This is a genomic window from Glycomyces sp. YM15, from assembly GCF_016918015.1.
GTDB lineage: Bacteria > Actinomycetota > Actinomycetes > Mycobacteriales > Micromonosporaceae > Glycomyces.
Genome location: NZ_JAERMK010000004.1, coordinates 221749 through 243214 on the forward strand (window position 1 = coordinate 221749; position 21466 = coordinate 243214).

Annotated in this window: 18 protein-coding genes; 12 read left to right on the forward strand and 6 right to left on the reverse strand. The window is 69.9% G+C overall.

Annotation, left to right across the window (positions count from 1 at the left end):
• Positions 1-28: 28 nt before the first annotated feature.
• Positions 29-613, forward strand: coding sequence for a hypothetical protein (locus tag JHY01_RS06680; protein ID WP_205324831.1), 585 nt, complete (start codon positions 29-31; stop codon positions 611-613).
• On the opposite strand, the gene dxs is transcribed toward JHY01_RS06680, so the two are convergent.
• The gene (gene dxs / locus JHY01_RS06685; protein WP_240192463.1) at positions 610-2535 is read right to left on the reverse strand and encodes a 1-deoxy-D-xylulose-5-phosphate synthase; all 1926 of its coding nucleotides are present in this window, start codon (positions 2533-2535) and stop codon (positions 610-612) included. The genes JHY01_RS06680 and dxs overlap by 4 nt on opposite strands.
• A gap of 329 nt (positions 2536-2864) precedes the next feature.
• Here dxs and JHY01_RS06690 point away from each other — a divergent pair, with 329 nt between their 5' ends.
• From JHY01_RS06690 to JHY01_RS06725, 8 genes are all read left to right on the forward strand, one after another.
• A complete protein-coding gene (locus JHY01_RS06690) occupies positions 2865-3764 on the forward strand; it encodes a hypothetical protein (protein ID WP_205324832.1) in 900 nt (299 codons plus the stop codon).
• A 281-nt stretch (positions 3765-4045) separates the two neighbouring features.
• The gene (locus JHY01_RS06695) at positions 4046-5092 is read left to right on the forward strand and encodes a glycine betaine/L-proline ABC transporter ATP-binding protein (RefSeq protein WP_205324833.1); all 1047 of its coding nucleotides are present in this window, start codon (positions 4046-4048) and stop codon (positions 5090-5092) included.
• Positions 5089-5988, forward strand: a complete 900-nt coding sequence (locus JHY01_RS06700; RefSeq protein WP_205324834.1) for a proline/glycine betaine ABC transporter permease — start codon at positions 5089-5091, stop codon at positions 5986-5988. The genes JHY01_RS06695 and JHY01_RS06700 overlap by 4 nt, the downstream gene beginning before the upstream one ends.
• A gap of 64 nt (positions 5989-6052) precedes the next feature.
• The gene (locus JHY01_RS06705; protein ID WP_205324835.1) at positions 6053-6961 is read left to right on the forward strand and encodes a glycine betaine ABC transporter substrate-binding protein; all 909 of its coding nucleotides are present in this window, start codon (positions 6053-6055) and stop codon (positions 6959-6961) included.
• A gap of 442 nt (positions 6962-7403) precedes the next feature.
• Complete coding sequence (locus JHY01_RS06710) at positions 7404-9092, forward strand: RICIN domain-containing protein (RefSeq protein ID WP_205324836.1); 1689 nt, start codon at positions 7404-7406, stop codon at positions 9090-9092.
• Between the two features lie 25 nt (positions 9093-9117).
• Positions 9118-9804: an SRPBCC family protein gene (locus JHY01_RS06715; RefSeq protein WP_205324837.1), complete on the forward strand. Its 687-nt coding sequence runs from the start codon at positions 9118-9120 to the stop codon at positions 9802-9804.
• 422 nt (positions 9805-10226) lie between these two features.
• Positions 10227-11567, forward strand: a complete 1341-nt coding sequence (locus JHY01_RS06720) for an alginate lyase family protein (RefSeq protein WP_205324838.1) — start codon at positions 10227-10229, stop codon at positions 11565-11567.
• Positions 11568-11880: 313 nt separating this feature from the next.
• Entirely contained in the window at positions 11881-13020 is a 1140-nt protein-coding gene (locus JHY01_RS06725) for a DUF5685 family protein (protein WP_240192493.1), read from the forward strand.
• A 9-nt stretch (positions 13021-13029) separates the two neighbouring features.
• On the opposite strand, the gene JHY01_RS06730 is transcribed toward JHY01_RS06725, so the two are convergent.
• The 5 genes from JHY01_RS06730 to JHY01_RS06750 form a co-directional block, all read right to left on the reverse strand.
• The gene (locus JHY01_RS06730; protein WP_205324840.1) at positions 13030-13845 is read right to left on the reverse strand and encodes a hypothetical protein; all 816 of its coding nucleotides are present in this window, start codon (positions 13843-13845) and stop codon (positions 13030-13032) included.
• A 72-nt stretch (positions 13846-13917) separates the two neighbouring features.
• Complete coding sequence (locus JHY01_RS06735) at positions 13918-15099, reverse strand: class I SAM-dependent RNA methyltransferase (protein ID WP_205324841.1); 1182 nt, start codon at positions 15097-15099, stop codon at positions 13918-13920.
• Positions 15100-15150: 51 nt separating this feature from the next.
• Positions 15151-15369 (reverse strand): zinc ribbon domain-containing protein, encoded by a 219-nt coding sequence (locus tag JHY01_RS28040; protein ID WP_205324842.1) that lies wholly within the window; start codon positions 15367-15369, stop codon positions 15151-15153.
• A 177-nt stretch (positions 15370-15546) separates the two neighbouring features.
• Positions 15547-17508, reverse strand: coding sequence for an APC family permease (locus JHY01_RS06745; RefSeq protein ID WP_205324843.1), 1962 nt, complete (start codon positions 17506-17508; stop codon positions 15547-15549).
• Positions 17509-17615: 107 nt separating this feature from the next.
• Positions 17616-18656: an LD-carboxypeptidase gene (locus JHY01_RS06750; protein WP_205324844.1), complete on the reverse strand. Its 1041-nt coding sequence runs from the start codon at positions 18654-18656 to the stop codon at positions 17616-17618.
• A gap of 175 nt (positions 18657-18831) precedes the next feature.
• Between JHY01_RS06750 and JHY01_RS06755 the strand changes: the two genes are divergently transcribed.
• From JHY01_RS06755 to JHY01_RS06765, 3 genes are all read left to right on the forward strand, one after another.
• Positions 18832-19500, forward strand: coding sequence for a TrkA family potassium uptake protein (locus JHY01_RS06755; RefSeq protein WP_205324845.1), 669 nt, complete (start codon positions 18832-18834; stop codon positions 19498-19500).
• Complete coding sequence (locus JHY01_RS06760; protein WP_205324846.1) at positions 19497-20162, forward strand: TrkA family potassium uptake protein; 666 nt, start codon at positions 19497-19499, stop codon at positions 20160-20162. The genes JHY01_RS06755 and JHY01_RS06760 overlap by 4 nt, the downstream gene beginning before the upstream one ends.
• An 86-nt stretch (positions 20163-20248) precedes the next feature.
• Positions 20249-21385 carry a lytic polysaccharide monooxygenase gene (locus JHY01_RS06765; RefSeq protein ID WP_205324847.1) on the forward strand — a complete coding sequence of 379 codons (1137 nt, stop codon included), beginning with the start codon at positions 20249-20251 and terminating at the stop codon, positions 21383-21385.
• The last annotated feature ends 81 nt before the right edge of the window (positions 21386-21466 follow it).

A 21466-nucleotide genomic window follows, 5' to 3' on the forward strand; every position in this document is an offset into this window, starting at 1 on the left:
TGTCGAGACTGCGATGGAAGGGCGACGGATGCAGCCAGGACTCCGAGGACTCGCGATGGTCGCGGCGACGGTACTCGCAGCTTTCTGCGTGTCGGACGCCGCCACCCTGGAACCCGCCGATGAGCTTGTGACCGTGGAGATCACGGGATTCCGGGCGGCCGGTGGCGACGATCCCGAGTCGGCCGTGGCCGTCTACGAGTACCGCGTGGAGAACCACGCCGCCGACGAGCAGATCGTGCAGATGATGATGGAAGCCTTTGCAATCACCCCGGAGGTCTTCGGCGAGCGGGAGTATGCGGACCTGGCCGCGCAGGCGATGGATTCGATCGCCGCGGGAGAGCTGGGTCTGCAGTGGAGTGTCGAAGTCCAGGCGCTCGACGCCTCAGGCGAAGTCCTCGACGTCTCCTACATCTACACCGAAGGCTGCGGTACCCGTGGCGGCGAGACGCTCGAGCACCGCGACTACATCCGGCGCTACGAGGACGATCCGGTCTTCACCGCGGACGACGTCGCCGAAGTCGTGGTCGACACGGCGACGCTCGAAGTGCTCCCCCTGTTCCTCTCCGAGATCGACGAGGAGCGCTGCGCCGAACGAATCTCCGGCGACCGCTAGTGGTGGTGCGCTTCGGCTTCGCCGCGGCGGTGGACTTCGGCGGCGAGGCGGTCGGCGATCGCCTCCGGCGTCAGGCCGAGGTCGGCGAGGAGCTGCGCGCGGGTGCCGTGCGGGTGCCAGCCGCGTTCGACGGCGAAGTCCACGAGCGGGGTCTCGTCGCCCGAGTCGCGCAGGGACTGCGCGAGCGCGTCGCCGAAACCGCCTGTGCGGATGCCGTCCTCAAGCGTCGCCACCAGCGGGTACTGGCCCGCGAGCTTCACGAGCGCGTCCGGGACCGGCGAGATCCAGCGCGGGTCGACGACGGTGGCGCGGATGCCCTGCTCCACCAGGAGCTCGGCGACCGCGACCGCAGTCGCGGCGAACGAGCCGCAGGCGACGATCAGGAGCTCGTCGTCCTCGTGCTTGACGAGCAGGTCGAGTCCTTCGTGGACTTCGACCGCCGCTATGTCGTGGTCGGGGATCGCGCCGGTCGGGAAGCGCAGCATCGTCGGACCGTCGTCGACCGAGAGCGCCTCGGCGAGCTCCTCGCGCAGTGAGGCCGCGTCGCGCGGCGCGGCGATGCGCAGGCCGGGCACGACGCGGAAGATCGAGGTGTCCCAGATGCCGTAGTGGCTCGGCCCGTCCGGGCCGGTGATCCCGGCGCGGTCGAGCACGAACGTCACCGGCAGCTTGTGCATGGCGACGTCGAGCACCGTCTGGTCGAACGCGCGGTTCATGAACGTGGAGTAGACCGCCACGACCGGGTGCATGCCGTTCATCGCCAGGCCCGCAGCGGAAGTGACCGCGTGCTGCTCGGCGATGCCGACGTCGAAGACCCGCTCGGGGTGGCGCTTCATGAGCTTGTCGACGCCTGTCGGCCCGGGCATCGCGGCGGTGATCGCCACGACCTCGGGGCGGAGGTTCGCCTGCGCCACCAGCTCGTCGGCGAACACGCCGGTCCAGCGGCGCTTCGAGGCATTGAGCGGTTCGCCCGTGATCGGGTCGAACGCGGCCGAAGGCGCGTGCATCTGCTCGGCCTCGTCGGCGCGGGCGGGCGCCCAGCCGTGGCCCTTCCGGGTGAGGGCGTGGACGATCACGGGCCCGCCGAAGCGCTTGGCGCGGTCGAGGGCCTCGGTGAGCTCGGCGATGTCGTGGCCGTCGACGGGGCCGACGTACTTGATGCCGAGGTCCGAGAACATGCCCTGCGGGGCGAGGGCGTCCTTGAGGCCGGTCTTGGCGGCGTGGAGGCCCTGGTAGGCGGCGCGACCGAACACGGGGATGCGTTCGACGATCTCCTGGATCCGCTTGAGCGCGGGCTCGTAGCCGGGGTTGAGGCGCAGGCCCGAGAGGCGCTTGGCGAGGCCGCCGACGGTGGGCGCGTATGAGCGGCCGTTGTCGTTGACGACGATCACGAGCTTCAGGTCGTCGCGGTCGGCGATGTTGTTGAGCGCCTCCCAGCACATGCCGCCGGTGAGCGCGCCGTCGCCGACCAGGGCCACGACGTGCCGGTCCGCTCCGCTGAGCGCGTGGGCCTTCGCGAGGCCGTCGGCGTAGGACAGGGAGGTGGACGCGTGCGAGTTCTCGACGAGGTCGTGCGGGGACTCGGCCCGGCTGGGGTAGCCGGTGAGGCCCCCGCGCCCGCGCAGTCCGCCGAACTCCCCGGCGCGGCCGGTCAGTGCCTTGTGGACATACGACTGGTGGCCGGTGTCGAACACGATCTGGTCGTGCGGGGAGTCGAAGACCCGGTGGATCGCCATGGTCAGCTCGACGACGCCGAGATTGGGGCCGATGTGGCCGCCGGTCCTGGCGACCGCGTCGACGAGGAATTCGCGGATCTCCTCGGCGAGCGCGGGGAGCTCGTCCTCGTCCAGCGACTTGAAATCGGCCAGCCTGCCGATGCCGGACAGCAGCGGGCCCATCTCGGGCAGCGAATGCGAACTCATAAGGCCGAAGTCTATCGGTGGCACGGTGCGCGCGGTAGCTGCGCGAGTGCGGCTGGGATGTGCCTCATGGGCCCGCGGGGACCGTGATCTGCGCGGCCGGCCTTGGGAAGCGGCGGTCACGGTCCGCGCGGGCGGCGGTGACGAGACCGGACGGTGTTCGATCTCCGCTCGCGCGCACCGGAAGTTCATCCGCAAGAGGGACGGCTGCGAGGATTTCCGGGTCGCGGGCGCCGTCCGCAGACCCGACTGTCGGATAGCGGTCAGTCCCCGAAAGGGACACGCCGGGCGAAAGCCGGGCCGCTTCGTGATCGAAATGTGATCATCCCAACATGGACCTCATCGACCTGCACCAGAACACGGAATGGCCCGCGCGCCTCGATCAGGTGTTGAGCTCCTCCCCGGTGGACTGGGCCGACCGGCGCGAGAGCGTGCAGGCCGCGGCCCCTCCCGGACTGGCGCGGCTCCAGCGCATGTCGGCCGTGCCGCGGTTCGACCTCGACGCGGTGGCCCCGGAGGTCTACGAGGGCATCCTCGAAGACGCGCTCGTCGCGGCCGCGCGCGGCGGCGCGGTCTACACCGAGCTGCGGCTGCCGCAGGAATCGGTGGTGTACCCGCAGTTCATGGAGCGGTTCGCGGCGGCGTGCGCACGCGTGTCAGAGGCGTACCCGGGCTTCGACGCGGGCGCCGTGCTGAGCATGAACCTGTGGGACCCGATGCTGCGGGAGCTGTGCGACGCGTTCGCCGACGCGGCGGCGGCGGGCCTGGCGGGCATCGAGATCATCTACGTTCCCTATGCGGCCGAGGCGGACTGGACGAGGGGCCGGATCGTGGCCGAGGCGGCGGGCGCGGCCGGCCTGGGGGTGACCGTGCCGGCAGGGGCGTTCAACGCCTCGAACCTGGCGTCGCTGGCGGAGATCGAGCAGATCGGGAGGATCGGGCACGCCGTCGGCGCGGCGAGCGACCCGGGGATCATGCGGCTGCTGGCCGATCGCGGTGTGACCGTGGAGGTGTGCCTGACCTCGGCGGTGGTGCTGGGGATGGTGGCGAAGCTCGAGGACCACCCGCTGCCGCGGTTCCTGGAGGCCGGGATGGCGGTGGTGCTCGGCACGGACTCGCCGATGCGGATGGGCACGACCATCGCGGGCGAGTACGAGAAGGCGCGGGCGCTGGGGCTGAGCGAGACGGACCTGGCGGTCATGACGGCGCGGGCGAAGACGGCCCGCCTCTGAGGCCCCGCCGGGCGCTATTCGATGATGCGGCGGCGAAGCGTCACGAATAGGCCTCAGCTTGGTCTCCGCGAAGCGTCAATTCTTCAGAACATCGGATTGTAGACAATCGAACCAGCCTTCGTTTGACATCCTTGATCGAGGCGATGAGCTGCTAAAACGCTGCTCTCGTACGTTTCGTGTTGATCTTCTCACGCACTGCTCGGGTTGAAAAAACACAGGCGTTGACTAGTGTTTCACCGGTTCCCGCCCCCAACCGGAACCCCCTGCTGCGAAAGGACGAGATGTCAGCGATAGCAGTTGATTCCCTGTACAAGGTCTTCGGCAAAGGCGCCCGAAGCGCCGTCGCCCAGCTGAAGAGCGGCACCCCGCGCGACCAGTTGACCACCAAGAGCGTCACGGCTGCGGTGATCGATCACAACTGGTCGATCGAGCCCGGCGAGATCTTCGTCGTCATGGGCCTCTCCGGCTCCGGCAAGTCGACGCTGATCCGGATGCTCAACGGACTCATCAAGCCCACGTCCGGCACGATCCGCATCGGCGGCGTCGAGCTCGGCTCGCTCTCCAACCGCGAGCTGCGCCGCCTCCGCCGCGAGAAGATCAGCATGGTCTTCCAGCACTTCGCGCTGCTGCCCCACCGCACCGTCGTCGAGAACGTCGCGTTCGGCCTGGAGATCAAGGGCCTGAGCAAGACCGAGCGACTGGAGCGCGCCAGGGAGGTCGTCGAGCTCGTCGGCCTCTCCGGCCACGAGGACAAGCTCCCCGCCCAGCTCTCGGGCGGCATGAAGCAGCGGGTCGGCCTGGCCCGGGCCCTCGCAGCCGACACCGAGATCCTGCTCATGGACGAGGCCTTCAGCGCCCTGGACCCGCTCATCCGCCAGGAGATGCAGGACCAGTTGCTCGACCTGCAGTCGAAGCTCGGCAAGACCATCGTGTTCATCACCCACGACCTCAACGAGGCCATGCGGATCGGCGACCGGATCGCCATCTGCGACGGCGAGGTGAAGCAGCTGGGCACCGCCGAGGACCTCCTCATGCACCCGGCCGACGAGTACGTCGCCGAATTCACCGCCGACGTCGACCGCTCGCGCGTGCTCACCGCCGAGGCCGTCATGGAACCGTGCGGGACCCGGGACACCAGCGCGTTCCCCAAGGTCGAATCGGACGTGCCCGTGAACGAGCTCTATGAGTCGGTCTTGAGCTCCAAGGCTCCCTTGCTGGTCGTGGACGACAACTCGGATCCGCTCGGGGTCGTCACGCCCAGGTCCATCATCAAGTCGCTGTCGCCCGACCTCGCCGGCGACATCGAAGGGGAGCGTCAGCCCGCATGATCGAATACCTCCGCAACTGGTTCTGGACCTATATCTGGAAGCCCTTGCCCGACATGCCGTTCGGCGACTGGATGGAATCGTTCGTACGCTGGGTGCGGGACGCCTGGTCGGTGTTCTTCGACGGCACCGAGACCTTCCTCGAATCGCTCTACACCGGCCTGACCGAGGCGCTGCTGTTCCTGCCCTCGGGACTGATGGTCCTGATCTTCGCGGGGATCGCCTTCGCCACCAAGGGCTGGAAGCTGGCCGCGACGGTCGGCGTCGGGATGTTCATCGCCGCGTGGACGCCGTACTGGGACGAGACCATGCAGACCCTGTCGATGGTCCTGGTCGCGGCGTTCTTCGCCACCGTCCTCGCCATTCCGCTGGGCATCCTGGCCTCGGAGAACCGGGCGGTCTCGACGGCCATGCGGCCGGTGCTCGACTTCATGCAGACCCTGCCGGGCTTCGTCTACCTGCTGCCGGTGGTCATGTTCTACGGGATCGGCGTGGTCCCGGGCATCATCGCGACCATCGTGTTCTGCATGCCGCCCGGCGTCCGGCTCACCGAGCTGGGCCTGCGGCAGGTCGACCGCGAGGTCGTCGAGGCGGGGCAGGCGTTCGGCGCCTCGCCGGCCGCGATCCTCGCCCGGATCAAGCTGCCGCTGGCGCTGCCGACCGTGATGGCCGGGCTCAACCAGGTCATCATGCTGGCCCTGTCGATGGTGGTCATCGCCGGGATGGTCGGCGGCGGCGGCCTCGGATCGGTCATCGTCTCCGCGCTGGGCCGCGTCGAGATGGCCAAGGGGTTCAACGCCGGACTGGCCGTCGTGATCCTGGCGATCTTCCTCGACCGGGTCATGCAGGGCCTGGCCGATCGCACCCCGGTGGCCAAGGCCGCCGCGTTCGCCCGATGACGTCGTGAACGCACCGAAAAGCAAGGTACGACCCCGCACCCCCATCACTGGAAAGTAGGACAGCATGCAACGTCGTCTCATGATGAAGAGCGCTCTCGGTATCGGCGCGGTCTCGGCTCTCGCGGCCTGCTCGGTAGAAGAGGAAGGCGGCTCCGACGGCGCCGCCGAGGTCGACGGCGGCCTGGCCAAGGGCTCCGGCACCGTCAACATGGCCGTCATCCCCGGCTGGGACGAGGGCGTGGTGGCCACCGAGCTGTGGCGCCAGGCGCTCACCGGCGCCGGATACACCGTGAACGTGCAGGAGATCGCCGAGGCCGGACTCCTGTTCGAGGCCCTGGCAACGGGCGATGTCGACCTCTTCCTCGACGGCTGGCTGCCGGTCACCCACAAGTCCTACATGGACGAATACGGGGACCGGATCGAGCAGATCGGCACGTGGAACGAGAACGCGGCCCTGACCATGGCGGTCCCCGCCTACGTCGACGTGAACTCGCTGGCGGAGCTGAACGCTCAGGCCGACCTGTTCGGCGGCAAGATCGTCGGCATCGAGCCCAGCGCGGGCCTGACCGAGGCGGTCCTGAACAACACCATCCCGACCTACGGCCTCGACGGCCTGGAGCTCCAGACTTCGTCCACCGCGACCATGCTCGCCGAACTGGACTCAGCCATCGCGGCTCAGGAGCCGATCGTGGTCACCCTGTGGCAGCCGCACTGGGCCTACGCCAAGTACGAGCTGAAGAACCTCGAAGACCCCGAGGGCACGCTGGGCGACGTGGAGACCATCAACACGCTGGGGCGCACGGGCTTCACCGAGGAGTTCCCCGACGTGGCCGCCGCGCTCGAGACGTTCAGGCTGAGCGACGAGCAGCTCGCGAACCTGGAGAACACGGTCTTCACCGACAACGGCGGCGACGTCGAGGGCGGCGTGGCCGCTTGGCTGAAGGACAACGAGTTCTCGGACCTGGTCGCTTAGTCGACGGTGCCGGGACCGCGCCGCGGTTCCGGCACCCGCGAACCACCCCCGAAGACCGCGCGGAGCGCGGGCGGTGCCGGGGCTCGTCGCCCCGCGGCAGGAACGAGGACTCAGCCGACCTCTAGCGCTGCCCTCGCCCGTGCGCGTCGGGCCGTTCCCCCCACAGGTGGCGGTCCCGGGGGGGGGGGGGGGGGGGCGGGCCCCCCCCCCCCCCCGGGGGGTTTTTGTTTTTTGTTGTTGGGGCGCGGCGGGCCGCCCCCCCCCCTGGGGGCGGCCCCGGGGCGGCCCGGGGCCCCCGGCCCCCCCCCGACCCTGTTCGTTATTATTGATATTCGTTGATATTTCGTTTAATATGGCGTATGGCACCCGGTTCCCGAACCGGCCGCCACAGGTAGCGGTGGCATTCCCCGGCATCGCACACCGCATGGCGCAACGGAGCACCATGTCGCACGACAACGAGTTCACCCACCACCCGACATCGACCGCCCCCGCACTCCCCCGCCGCCGACTCTTCCAGGGCGCGGCGGCCGCAGGCGGCCTCGCCGCCTTCGGTGCCGCGAGCCCCGCGGCGAACGCGCAGACCGGCGAGATCGGCGTCCAAGCCGTCCACCCCGGGATGCTGCACACCCAGGCCGACATCGACCGCATGTACGCGAGGGTCAGCACCTACCAGGAGCCGTGGCGCAGCGGCTGGGAGAGGCTCATCGCGAACGGGCACGCCCAGTCCACTTGGGTCGCGAGGCCGACCGCGACCATCATCCGCGGCGGCGACGGGCAGAACTACCCGCAGCTCTACAACGACGTCCACGCCGCCTACCAGTGCGCCCTGCGCTGGAAGGTCTCGGGCAACACCGCCTACCGTGACAAGGCCGTCGAGATCCTCAACGCCTGGTCGGGCACGCTGCAGGAGGTCACCGGCAACGCCGACCGGTTCCTCGCGAGCGGGATCTACGGCTACCAGTTCTGCTGCGCCGCCGATCTCGTGCGCGGCGCTCCCGGGTTCGACCTCGGCGCGTTCCAGGACATGATGACCAGCGTCTTCCTGCCGATGAACGACCACTTCCTCACCAACCACAACGACGCCTGCGTCACGAACTACTGGGCGAACTGGGACCTGTGCAACATGGCGAGCAAGCTCGCCATCGGCATCATCTGCGACGACTCGGGCATCATCGACGCGGCCGTCGACTACTTCTGGAACGGCGAGGGCAACGGCTCGATCGAGAACGCCATCCCGTTCGTCCACAGCCGATTCCTCGCCCAATGGCAGGAGTCCGGCCGCGACCAGGGGCACTCGATCATGGGCATCGGCCTCATGTCGAGCTTCATGGAGATGGCCTGGAACCAGGGCATCGACCTGTACTCCGCCCGCGACCTCGCGTTCGGCAAGGCCGCCGAGTACGTGGCGCGCTACAACCTCGGGTACGACGACCTGCCGTTCACCAAGTACACGTGGGGCACCGGCCAGAACTGCGCCTACCGCGAGCACACCGCCATGGGCACTGACGGGCGCGGCCAGCTGCGCCCGGTGTGGGAGATGGTCTACAACCACTACAGCGTCAGGCGCGGACTGCGGATGCCCAACGTCGCCCGCATGGCCGCCCTGGTGCGCGCCGAGGGCGGCGGCGGGGACTACGGCACCACCTCGGGCGGGTTCGACACCCTGGGCTTCGGGACGCTCGCACACACCAGGCCCACCCCGGCGGTCGTCTCCGGCGGCGTGTACTCGCTCATGTCCGAGCGCTCCGGGAAGTGCCTCGACAACGGCTCGGTCACCACCGAAGGGGCCCAAGCGATGCAATGGGCCGACAACGGCGGGGTCCAGCAGCGCTGGCGGATCACGGATGTCGGGAGCGGGTACTGGAAGCTCGTGAACCTCCACTCGGGCAAGGCACTCGACAATTTCTCGCTCACCGCCGACCGCGGCAAGGTGGTCCAGTGGACCGACAACGGGGGCGCCGCGCAGCGGTGGCGGATCACCGACGTCGGCGGCGAGGCCGTCAAGCTCGTGTGCCAGCACTCGGGCAAGGCACTCGACAACGGCAACGGCGAGGCGAACGGCGGCCTCGCGATCCAGTGGGCCGACAACGGCGGGGTCCAGCAGCGCTGGAACCTGAAGCGGATCGCTTGAGCCACGCGTGCGATGGGACCGGGCAATGGCCCGGTCCCATCGCGGGGATGTTGGTTTCGCCTGGGAGGCGGAGCAGGCTGATGACGAGGTTCCGCAGCGTGGCCATGATGCGCGGCCCTGTGCCGGTGCGGATCTGGAGGCGGTCCTCGCCGAAGGTGACATCGCGGACCCGGTGCAGGCGGTTCCCCGCGTTCGCCAGGCACTCAGCCGCCGGTGCCCGCACAATGTTCTCATCGACCATTGCCCGGATACGCCTGCCGGGCATTCAGGAATGCGAGGGAAGATGACCGTCAGCATCGAAGTGTCCGAGGTCGTTGAACGGCCGGTCAGCACGGTCTTCACCTTCTACGCGGACGATCATGTCCAGAACCATCCGCGTTGGGATCCGAACATCGAGCTGTGGCTGGACTCGGACGAACCCCTCGATGTCGGCATGGTCATCCAGAGACGGAACAGCCGGTTCGGCACGCCCGTCGAAGGAACCATGGAAGTCGTCGAGTTCGAGCGCGACCGGGCGTTCGGCGTCTTGATCACGGACGGTTCGATGCAGATCCCCGCTCGTGCCGTCTTCGAGTCCCTGGGACCGAGCACCACCAAGCTCACCGTCAGCGCGGACTTCCCGGTCGACGACTCGCTGGAGGACCAACTCTCGACCGGGATGCATCGCAGCGTCACCAATATCAAGCGCATGGTGGAAGCGAGCGGAAGCTGACGTTTCAGGCCGGCTCGCTGAGCGTGCAACCCACCTCACGAGCAACCTGCTTTCGCGTTACGCCCCAACGGGATACCCCACCCTCCCTCACGCCAGGGCTTCGCACCGCCGAACGTTCAGCGCCCTCGCCGGCGCCGACAGCCCCGAAGGCGGCGGCGACTACGGCCCGATCTCCGGCGGGTTCGACACCCTCGGGTTCGGCACGCTCTCCCACGTGCGCCTCACCTGGGACGAGCCGCCCGACGACCGACACCGACCCGAATCTGATCGGGCCGGCGCCTGTCCGTGCCACGCCCTGTTCGATTTCGAGCATTCTCGGTGATGTGTGAGAATTGTGGCGGAAGCATTGCGGCTTCCGCGACGACCACCCTCCCGGCAGCGGCACTCCCCGGCACGCGCGCTGCCCCACCGCCAGGAGCACCATGTCGAAGCACCGCGCGAACAACGTGAAACGACGCCGCATCATCGTGGGCGCCGCCGCCACCGGAGGCCTCGCCGCGGCGAGCGCCGCCGGATACTGGCTCACCCGAAGTGACGACGAACCCGCCACTCCCCCAACGGCAGAGGAGTCCGCGTCGCCCACCGCCGAGCCGTCCGCCAGCCCCAGTCCCGAACCCGACGGCGAGCGCGGCGCGGCGAACAGCACGAAGGACGGGGCCCTGCCCGGCAAGGGCGGACACCCGGGACTCCTCCACACTCAGGATGACTTCGACCGCATGGCCGAGAAGGTGTCCGCGGGCGAGTCGCCCTGGATCGAGGGCTGGAACCGCTTGACCGCCAACGGCCGCTCCCATGCCGACTGGGGGGCCCGGCCCACGGCGGTCGTCATCCGCGGCGGCGACGGGTCGAACGTCGGGGTCCTCTTCACCGACGTCCACGCCGCCTACCAGAACGCCCTGCGCTGGAGGATCAGCGGCGACGAAGCCCACCGCGACAAAGCGGTCGAGATCCTCAACGCCTGGTCGGCGACCCTGACCGAGATCAACGGCAACGCCGACCGGTTCCTGGCCGCCGGGATCTACGGCTACCAGGCGGCCAACGCCGCCGAACTCGTCCGCGACGTCGACGGCTTCGAGCTCGGACGGTTCCAGGACATGCTGGCCGACGTGTTCTACCCGCTCAACGACCACTTCCTCACCAACCACAACGACGCCTGCGTCACCAATTACTGGTCGAACTGGGATCTGTGCAACCTCGCCTCGGTGATGGCGATCGGCGTGTTCAACGAAGACCAGAGCCTGTTCGATCGGGCCGTGGATTACATGTACAACGGCGAAGGCAACGGCTCACTCGACAACGCCATCCCGTTCGTCCACGACGGAGGCCTCGCGCAGCAGCAGGAGAGCGGGCGCGACCAGGCGCACTCGCTCATGGCCACCGGCCTGCTGGGTGCGATCTGCGAGATGGCCTGGAACCAGGGGGTGGACCTGTACGGCTACGACGACGGCAAGGTCGCCAAGTGCGCCGAATACGTGGCGCGCTACAACCTCGGCAGAGACGTCCCGTTCACGACCTACCAGTGGGGCCACGGCCAGACCTGCGCCCCGCGGGAGCAGACGGTGATCTCCGAAACGCAGCGCGGACAGGTCAGGCCGGTGTGGGAGTCGATCTACCACCACTACGCGGGACGGCAGGGAAGGGAGATGCCGAACGTGGCGGACATGATCGCCCAGAACGGCCCCGAAGGCGGGGGCGGCGACTACGGCGGCGGTTCCGGTGGCTACGACGCACTGGGTTTCGGCACCCTCGCCTTCGCCCGCTGAACCGGACGGGCCGCGTGGGGGGCGGTCGCACGGTTCGCGAAACACCTCAGAATTCATGCGTATGTGCTAATATATGAGAGCGCTTCGCGGGCCGCCCCCCTCGCTGAGCGCCCAACCGCCCTGAACGCCTCCCGCACGCGACCGCCGGCCGCCCGCGCACGGCGGTCGCGTTGCGTCCCACGGGCGTCCGGCCCGGTCCCACCGTAGCCACCGCGTTGCGCCCCACCGCTACCATCTGCGGAGAACGCCCCCAACGGCGAGCCGCGACGCTCGTTGCGGCCGCCGTCGAGCGCTAGGAGACCACTTGTTCGGCATGCTCGCGCCCTGCCCCTCCCGCACCCCCGACGACCTCAAACCCCGCTGGATGGGACATTTCTGCGGTCTGTGCCTGGAACTGCGCGACGACGCGGGCCAGTTCGCCCGGCTCGCCACCAACTACGACGCCCTGGCCCTCTCCGTGCTCGTGGAAGCCCAGCAGGGCGACGAGGCCGACAGCCGCAACGCCGGCCCCTGCGCCCTGCGCGGCATGCGCCGCCAGCGCATCGCCACAGGCGGCGGCCCACGCCTCGCCGCGACCGCCTCGCTGCTGCTCGCCTCGGCGAAGATCCGCGACCACGTGGAGGACGGCGACGGCCTCGCAGCGAAACCCGGAGCACGGGGCATCGCAGGGTTGACCGCAGACCGCCTGCGCGCCAAGGCGACCGTTATCGGGAACTCCATCGACCTCGACACCGCCGCGCTCGTCGCCTTGATCGAGGGGCAGCGCGGGATCGAGGCCGACTGCGGACCGGGCACGCCGCTCACCGCGGTCACCGCCCCGACGGAGGCGGCCACGGCCGAGCTCTTCGCGCACGCCGCGATCATCGGCGGCCGCCCGGAGAACGCCGGGGCGTTCCGGACCGCGGGCGCGGCGTTCGGTCGCCTGGCGCACCTGCTCGACGCGGCGGAAGACTTCGAGGACGACGCCGAGCGCGGCGCGTGGAACCCGCTGGCCGCCACCGGCTCGGGCATCGAGGACGCTCGGGCGCTGGCGAAGGTCGCGCTGGCGGACATGAAGCGCGCCTTGGACTCGGCCGTGATCGTCGACGCGACGCTGACCGAGCTGCTGCTGGACCGCTATGCGCGCCATGCGTTCACGAAGACCTTCGGGTCGACGTGCTCGACGCACCAGACCGCGGAGCGCCGCGGCTACCGGGAGCGGCGCGACTACCGCCGGGAGCGACGGCACGAGCGGCGGAGCCGCTACGACTACGGCTATCACCGCCCTGAACCGCGGAACTTCTTCGCGGGGCTGTGCGCGTTCACCGTGCTGTGCTGCACGTGCCAGATGTGCTGCCGCGAGGAGTACGAAGGGCCGTGGTCGCGGAAGCGCCGCGAGGGCTGCTGCCGCGACTGCGACTGCTGCGACTGCTGCCCCTGCGACGGCGATTGCTGCGGTTGCGGCTGCGACTGAGGCGGTTCGCTACCGCGGCGGCTGCGGCCAGCCTTGGGGGGCCGTCGGGCCTGCAGGGCCGGGGGGCGGCTGGTTCGCCGGCGGTGCAGGCGGATTGAACCCTCCCGCCGCGGGGCCGACTGCGGGCGGCTGCGGCGCGGCGTCCCTCCACTGGGGAGGCGGCGGCTGGTAGCCGGGGAACGGGTGGTCGTCGGCGGCCGAGCGCTGCTCGGGGACCTTCTTGGACTGGTTGCCGGGCCGTTCGCGGAGCCATGCGGCGACGGGCTTGGTGAAGACCAGGCCGAGCACGCCGAGGACGGCGAGGAGCTGCACGAGCGCGAACGGCACCCTGAGCGCGCCGATGAAGCCGCACAGGGAGACCAGCCCGAGGAACCCGAGTCCGATGTAGAAGACGAGCTTCGGATCCTGGAAGCCGAAGCGGCCCAGGTTCTCCCGGGCGATCGCCCAGATGAGCACCAGGGTGACCGCGGCGACGAGCAGACCGAACACGAGGTTGAGCACGAGCCCCACGCCGGAGCCGAGGAACGAGGCGAGCATGGCCGAGAACGCCAGCGACAGCAGCGTGAGCAGCACGGCGGCGGCCAGGTAGATCCACAGGAGCTGGAGCATCCACGTGACCTGCTTCGGACGGTCCTCCATCGGCAGGAGGCCCCACCGCTGCGCGAACGTGGGCGCGGGCGGGAGCACCGGGCCGGTCGGCTGCCCGGGAGCGAAGGTCCCGTACGGGTCGTGCGGCCGGTACTGGAAGGACGGTGAGGCGGGTCCGTTCCGCTGGTGCGGATTCGGCTCGCTCGCGGGCCCCGTTGCGTAGGGAGGGTTGGTCATCGATCGGCTCCGAGGAGTGCGGTCAGGTGCGGCAATCAAGTTATCGCAACGCGCGCGGTGACGAGGCCCCGGTCAGTAGTCGACGAGCTCGAAGAGGGCGATCGTCTCGAAGTGCTGGGTCATCGGGAACGCGTCGAAAGCGCGGATCCGGGTGAGCTCGTACCCTTCGATCGCGAGGTCCTTCGCGTCCCGGGCCAGCGCGCCGGCGTCGCAGGCGATGTAGCAGATCGCGCGCGGGCGGGCCTCGCCCAGGGCGACGACGACCTCGGGGCCCGCGCCGCTGCGCGGCGGGTCGAGGACGACGAGGTCGACGGAGCCGAGGTTGGGCGTGATCGAGGCGACGTCGTCCTCGATGGCCCCGGCGTTCTTCCAGGCGCTGAGGTTCGGGGCGGTGCGGGAGGAGGCCGCGTTCTCGACGGCCACTACGCGGCCGGTGTCGCCGACGGCCTCGGCGAGCCCGGCGGCGAAGAGCCCGGCGCCGGCGTACAGGTCCCAGGCGGATTCGCCTTCCTGCGGGTTCAGGAATTCGAGGGCGCACGCGAGGAAGGCGGGCGCTGCGGCCGGGTGGACCTGCCAGAAGCCGTCGAAGGCGATCTCGAACTCGTTGTCGCCCACCTGCTGGTGCACGAGTTTGGGGCCGCTCTTGTGGTGCGGGCGGGCGGTGCGGCGCAGCTGGGTGTAGACGGCGAGTTCCTCGTCGTTCGAGTCGACGACGCCGACGGCGCCCATGCCGTCCCAGGTCTTGGTGAGGATGTCGGCTTCGCGGATGCGTTCGGTGGCGATGGCGCACTCGTCGATGTGCACGAGGTCGTGGGACTTGTGCACCCGCAGGCCGGGCTTCCCGTCCGCGTCCACCGCGTACTGCATGCGGGTGCGCCAGCCGAGCGCGCCCTCGTCCCAGGGCAGCTCCTCGACTTCGACGCCTTCGAGCCTGGCGGGGTCGACGCCGCCGATGCGGGTGAGCTGGTCGAACAGGACCTTCGCCTTGAGCCGCCGTTGCGCTTCGGGTTTGGCGTGCTGGAAGTCGCAGCCGCCGCATTTGCCGGGCCCGGCGTAGGGGCAGGGGGGTTCGACGCGGTCGGGCGAGGCCTCGATGACCTCGACGGCGTCGGCGAACGCGAATTTCTTCTTGCGCTCGTTGACTTCGATGCGGACGGTCTCGCCGGGCAGGGCGTGCCGGACGAAGTAGACCTCGCCGTCGACTCGGGCCACGCAGTGGCCTCCGGCGGCGACGTCTTCTACGGTGACGATCATCGTCTTCATCCTCACGGTCTGCTCTCGGCGCCGGGCTCGGCGGGCCGCACGTCAGGGTACAGTCGGCTTCCTCGCCTCTCCGAAGGGAGGCGGTTCCCGGCTAGCGGCTCGCGGAACGAGCCGGGTCTCTTCACGCCTGATGTTGACCTCCGCGTTGCGGTCCCGGTCATGGACCACCCCGCACCCGCAACGCCATTCCCGGACTGAAAGGCCTTCGAGCCCTTTCGGTCCGGTCAGCGCCCCGCTCCCGCCGGTTCTTGATGACCTCATGGACCTTCGCGACCTTGACCCGGGCTTTCGCCCGGTTCGCCGAGCCCTTCACTTTGCGGGAGAGTCACCGCTGCGCTCGCTTCAGTTTCCGCTCCATCTTGCGGAAGAACTTCGGCGACTCGATCACCCTCGGTCAGGTCAGGTCGCTTGCGGCCGGGCTGCATTTAGGGCTGCGCGCTATTTGCGGACGCGGCGCAGGGGCGGCGGCTCGGTGCTCTCGCCGAGGATCCACGGCACGATGCAGATCATGACGCCCGGCTCGTATTTGAGCTGGCGGCGGATGGCCTTCGTGGTCTGGTTGTGGAGCAGGGTCGTGGACCAGTTGAAGTAGCCGCGTGAGAGCCGCCCGGGCTGCGGGCCCTGGCCGACCACGTATTCGGGCAGGTAGACGGTGACGACATCCCGTGGGGCGTCGCGGCGCTGGGCCTTCACGTAGTCGACGATCGGGCCGGTGATCTCGCGGTAGGGGGAGTCGACGACGGTGAGCGGCACCTTGATGCCGCGCCGCTCCCATTCGGCGAGGAGCTGCCGGGAGGCGGCGGCGTCGACGTTCACGGAGAGGCCGGTGATCGTGTCCGGGCGGGTGGCCTTGGCGTAGGAGAGCATCCGCATGAGCGGCAGGTTGACGCTGGAGACGAGCACGATCGCGTGGTTGCGGGCGGGCAGGCGGGGTTTGCCCTGCGGCAGCTCGATCTCGTCGCGCACGGCCGTGTAGTGCTGCGCGATGAACCGCATGAGCAGGTAGCAGCCGCCGATGATGAGCACGGCGATCCAGCCGCCGCGCCGGTAGTCGGTGAGCGCCACGATCACCAGGACGATGCCGCAGGCCAGGACGGCCAGCAGCGCGGTGGCGAGGGCGCGGCGGGCCCGCGAGCGGCGGGCGGCGTCGCGTTCGACGTCGAGGACGCGCCGCCAGTGGCGGACCATCGCGGCGTTCGCGAGGACCATCGAGAGGAACGCGCCGACGATGTACAGGCCGATGAGCCCGTAGGTGCGGCCGTCGAAGAGGACGACGAGGATCGCGGCGGCGACGGCGAGGATGAGGATCCCGTTGGAGTAGACGAGCCGGTCGCCGCGCTTGTGGAGCTGGCGGGGCAGCAGCGAGTCCTCGGCGAAGACCGAGGCGAGCTGCGGGAAGCCCACGAACGCGGTGTTCGCGGCGAGGAGGAGGACGCCGGCGGTGGCGAGCATGATCGGGGTGACGGCGGCGGGCGAGGCGTCGAAGACGGTGTCCGCGAGCTGCGCGAGCAGGGTGCGCTCGAGGTTGCCGACGGTGCCGGGTTCGGTGGCGGACTGGGCGCCGACGAGGTAGGCGAGGATCACGAGGCCGGCGAAGAGGGCGACCGTGGTCCCGCCGACGGAGGTGATCGCGGCGGCGGCGTTGCGCCCGCGCGGGGGCCGGAAGAAGCGGACGCGGGTCGTGAACGTCTCGATGCCGGTGACGGCCACCGATCCGGCCGCGAAGGCCCTGGCGCACAGGATGAACAGGGCCGCGGAGGTCAATTCGCGGTCTTCGGCGGTGGCGGCCTCGGCCGTGGCGGCGGTGAGCTCCTCCCCCGCGCCGATGCGGATGAACCCGACGATGAGCAGCGCGGCCACGCCCGTGACGAACGCGACCGTGACGGCGGCGGCGAACCGGCCGGAGACGCGCAGGCCGCGCAGGTTGAACGCGGCCAGGACCGCGATCGCCGCTACGGCGACCCATTCGCGCCAGGGTCCCAGGCCGGGCACGAGCACGTCGAGGGCGGCGACGGACGCGGAGGCCGAGACGGCCACCGTGAGGATGTAGTCGAGGACGAGCGCGGCGGCGGCGAGGCGGCCCGCGCCGGGCCCGAAGTTCGCGGCGACGACCCGGTAGTCCCCGCCGCCGCCCGGATACGCCTGCACCGTGTACCGGTAGGAGGCGATCACGGTGAGCATGACGGCGGCGACGGCGAGACCGGTCCACACCGAGTACGCGTAGGCGGCCGTCCCGGCCGTGCCGAGGACGAGGAAGACCTGCTCGGGGGCGTACGCGAGCGAGGAGATGGGGTTGACCGCGAGCAGCGGGATGGCGTAGCGCTTGGACAGCGCCAGCGAGGGCGGGCGCTGCCCGGAGGCGAACGGCTCGCCTACGAGCAGCCGTTTGAAGACGGACAAGGACCGGGTCACAACCTTCGACCTTACCCGCCGGGGCGGGTTCGCAGGACCGACGGCCGCCATGGACCGGGACCCGTGTGTCGGGCCCCGGCCGCCGTGGTTCGGCGTCAGTCCTCGACCGCCGCTTCGATGGTGAGCGTGCCGGCGTCGGTGTCGAGGACGGCCTCGGTGCCGAGCGGCATCACGCGCGGGTCGAGCCCGTGGCCGACCTTGAGCCCGCCGAGGACGGGAATGCCGAGTCCGCCGAGGCGGTCCATGAGGACCTCGTTCATCGTCCACTCGCCGGGCTTGTACTCGTCGTGCTCGTCGGGCGTGAACTGGCCGACGGCGATCCCGGCGAGGCCGTCGAGGTGCCCGGCGCGGATGAAGCGGGTGAGCATCCCGTCGATCCGGTAGCGGGCTTCGTCGGTGTCCTCGATGAAGAGGATCGCGCCTTCGGAGTCCGGCAGGTGGTTGTCGTCGGGTTCGGCGTCGAGCAGGGAGAGGTTGCCGCCGTAGAGCGGCCCCGAGGCGGTGCCGGGGACCTCGACCGCGGCCGTCGGTTCGCGCGGATCGCGGGTGAGGACGACCGGGTCGGCGGTCATGAGGGCCGTCCGCAAGGACTCGGCGGTGGCGTCGGTGTTGTTGGAGGACCAGGCGACCATCGGGGAGTGCAGGCTGGAGAGGCCGGTGTGGTGGCGCGCCGCGAGGTGCAGCGCGGTGATGTCGGAGTAGCCGACGATGAGCTTCGGGTGCCGTTCGAGGCCGTCGAAGTCCACTTCGTCGATGATGCGGGTGGTGCCGTAGCCGCCGCGGGCGGTCATGACGGCCTTGGCCTCCTCATGGTCGAGCGCGTACTGGAGGTCGGCGAGGCGGTCCTCGTCCGGGGCGGAGAGCCAGCCGTACGTGTCGAGGGCATGCGGGGTGAGCTCGACGCGCAGGCCCCAGCTTTCGAGGATCGCGATGCCGCGCGCGACGGCCGCGGCCGTGGTGGGGCCGCCGGGGGCGGGGACGACGACGAGGTCACCCGGGGCGAGTTTGGCGGGTTTGCACGCCTTGGGCTGCTTCGCGGATGCGGGCGCGGCAGGGGAGGCCGCGACGACGGCGCCGACGGCGATGCCGCCGATGAGGGCGCGCCGGGAGAGGCGGGGAAGGGAGTCGTGACGCATGGGGCTCCTTCGGAGTTGTCTGGTTGGTCGCTTACTAGACGCTTTGGACGGTTGTCTTCCATGCCCGCGCGGGCGGTTCTTCCGAGCGTCCACCGGACTCGAAGCGTCCCGGCCGGGCGCGGTCGCCAGCGCGGTATGGTCACGGGATCAGCGACTGAACGAGGGGTGGAGCCGGGTGCATGTGGTGATCATGGGCTGCGGCCGCGTGGGTTCGTCCCTGGCGCGGAGCCTGGTGGAGCGCGGGCACACGATCGGGATCATCGACCAGAACCCGAAGGCCTTCCGCCGCCTCGGGCCCGATTTCGACGAGACCACGGTGCGCGGCGTGGGCTTCGACCGGGAGGTCCTGGCCAAGGCGGGCATCAACCGGGCCGACGCGTTCGTCTCGGTCTCCTCGGGCGACAACTCGAACATCATCGCCGCGAGGGTCGCCCGCGAGAACTACGGCGTCCCCAACGTGATCGCCCGCATCTACGACCCGCAGCGCGCGAGCGTCTATGAGCGCCTTGGCATTCCGACCGTGGCGACGGTGCGGTGGACGGCCGACCGGCTGCTGCGCCACCTGCTGCCGGAGGACCAGGAGCCGCTGTGGCGCGACCCGACGGCGACGCTGTCGATGGTGGAGATCCTGTGCGACGAGGCCTGGTACGGCACCGCGTTGACCCGTCTGGAGCAGGCCACCGGCCACCGGGTCGCGTACGTCACCCGCTTCGGGCGTGCGACGCTGCCGACCCCTTCGACGGTGCTGCAGGACGGCGATCAGGTGTACATGCTGGTCGCCGATGGTGACGAGGGGAAGATCCGTGAGATCGCGGGCGCCGCCCCGCAGGGAGGTGCGGTATGAGGGTCGCCATCGCCGGGGCCGGGAACGTGGGCCGGTCGATCGCCGCGGAGCTGGTGGGCAACGGCCACCAGGTGCTCCTCATCGAGCGCGACCCCGATTCGATGCGGCCCGAGCGGGTCCCGGAGGCGGAGTGGCTGCTCGCGGACGCGTGCGAGCTGGAGAACCTGCGGCAGGCCCATTTGGAGGGCTGCGACGTGGCCGTGGCCGCTACGGGTGACGACAAGGTGAACCTCGTGGTGAGCCTGCTGTCGAAGACCGAGTTCGCGGTGCCGCGCGTGGTCGCCCGCGTGAACCGGGCCGAGAACGAGTGGCTGTTCAACGAGGAGTGGGGCGTGGACGTCTCGGTCTCCAAGCCGCGGCTGCTGGCCGCGCTCGTGGAGGAGGCCGTGAGCGTCGGCGACCTGGTGCGGCTGTTGAGTTTCCGCCAGTCGCAGGCGAACCTCGTCGAGATCACGCTGCCGCCGGACGCGCCGCACGTGGGCAGTCGCGTGGCCGAGGTGTCGCTGCCGCACGACGTGGCGCTCGTGGCGATCATCCGCGGCCGCCGCGTCATCGCGCCGAGCCCGGACGACACCCTGGAATCGGGTGACGAGCTCGTGTTCGTGTGCAATGAGGACGCCGAGGAGTCGACCCGGTCCGTCATCCTGGGCAAACGCCGGTAAATCCTGCCGCTTCAGGCTTTACAGGCGCGAGCGCCGCAAGATACATTGAAGGTTCTCAATGTTCCTATCATTTTGGGAGCGCTTTCATGATGTACCTCAAGAGATTCGGCCACCGCGCCGACCCACCCGGCGCGACGCGGCGGCGGCGCGGCCTCCGCAGCCTCATCGTCCTCATCACCGCGCTCGTCGCGGCCGGGGCCGCCGCGGTCGTCTTCATCCAGCCCGCCTCCAGCCACGGCACCGCCATCGGCCCGTCCTCGCGCCACTACGGCTGCTGGGAGCGCTGGGGATCCGACTTCCAGAACCCGGCCATGGCCCAAGAGGACCCCATGTGCTGGGCCGCATGGCAGAACGACCCCAACGCCATGTGGAACTGGAACGGCCTCTACCGCGAACAGGTCGGCGGCGACCACCAGGCGGCCATCCCCGACAACCAGCTGTGCTCGGGCGGACGGACGGGCGGCACCCGGTATGCGCCCCTCGACGACCCCGGCGCCTGGAAGACCACCCAGGTGAACGCGAACTTCACGTTCACCAACTGGGACCAGGCGAACCACGGCGCCGACTACTACCGCATCTACGTCACGAAACAGGGGTACGACGCCCAGACGGACGCACTCGACTGGGCCGACCTCGAACTCGTCGAGGAGACGCCGAGGATCCTCCCGGGCGAGGGCCGCACGCCCCCGTCCGGCGGCGGCACCCTCGTCGACATCGACGTCTCCGCGCCCGGGCGCACCGGCCACCACATCGTGTACATGATCTGGCAGGCCAGCCACTTCGACCAGTCCTTCTACTCCTGCTCGGACGTGTGGTTCGGTGAGGGGATGCCCACCGACCCGCCGACCGACCCGACCTCCGAACCGACCGACGACCCGACCAGCGACGATCCCACCGAGGAGCCCACCACGGGCGGCCCCGCCGGGATCGCCTGCGCCGCGACGGCGACGATCGACAGCTGGGGATCGGGCGCCACGGTGACGGTCAGGGTGACCAACACCGGCACGCAGGCCATCCACGACTGGATGCTCCACTGGCAGTGGCCGGACGGCGTGACGCTCGGCAACATCTGGAACGCCACGCATTCCACGATGGGCGCCATGGAGATGGCCGCTCCGGTCGACTGGAACAAGGAGATCCCCGTCGGCGGCTCCGTCGAGTTCGGACTCAACGTCTCCGGTTCGCTCACCAGCGCGCCGACGTTCGAGTGCTTCCCGAGTTAGCGAGGAGGGGGCGGGGGCCCCGGGGCCCCCCCCCCCCCCCCCCCCCCCGCACGGCGCGCGCGGGGCGGCCGCCCCCACATA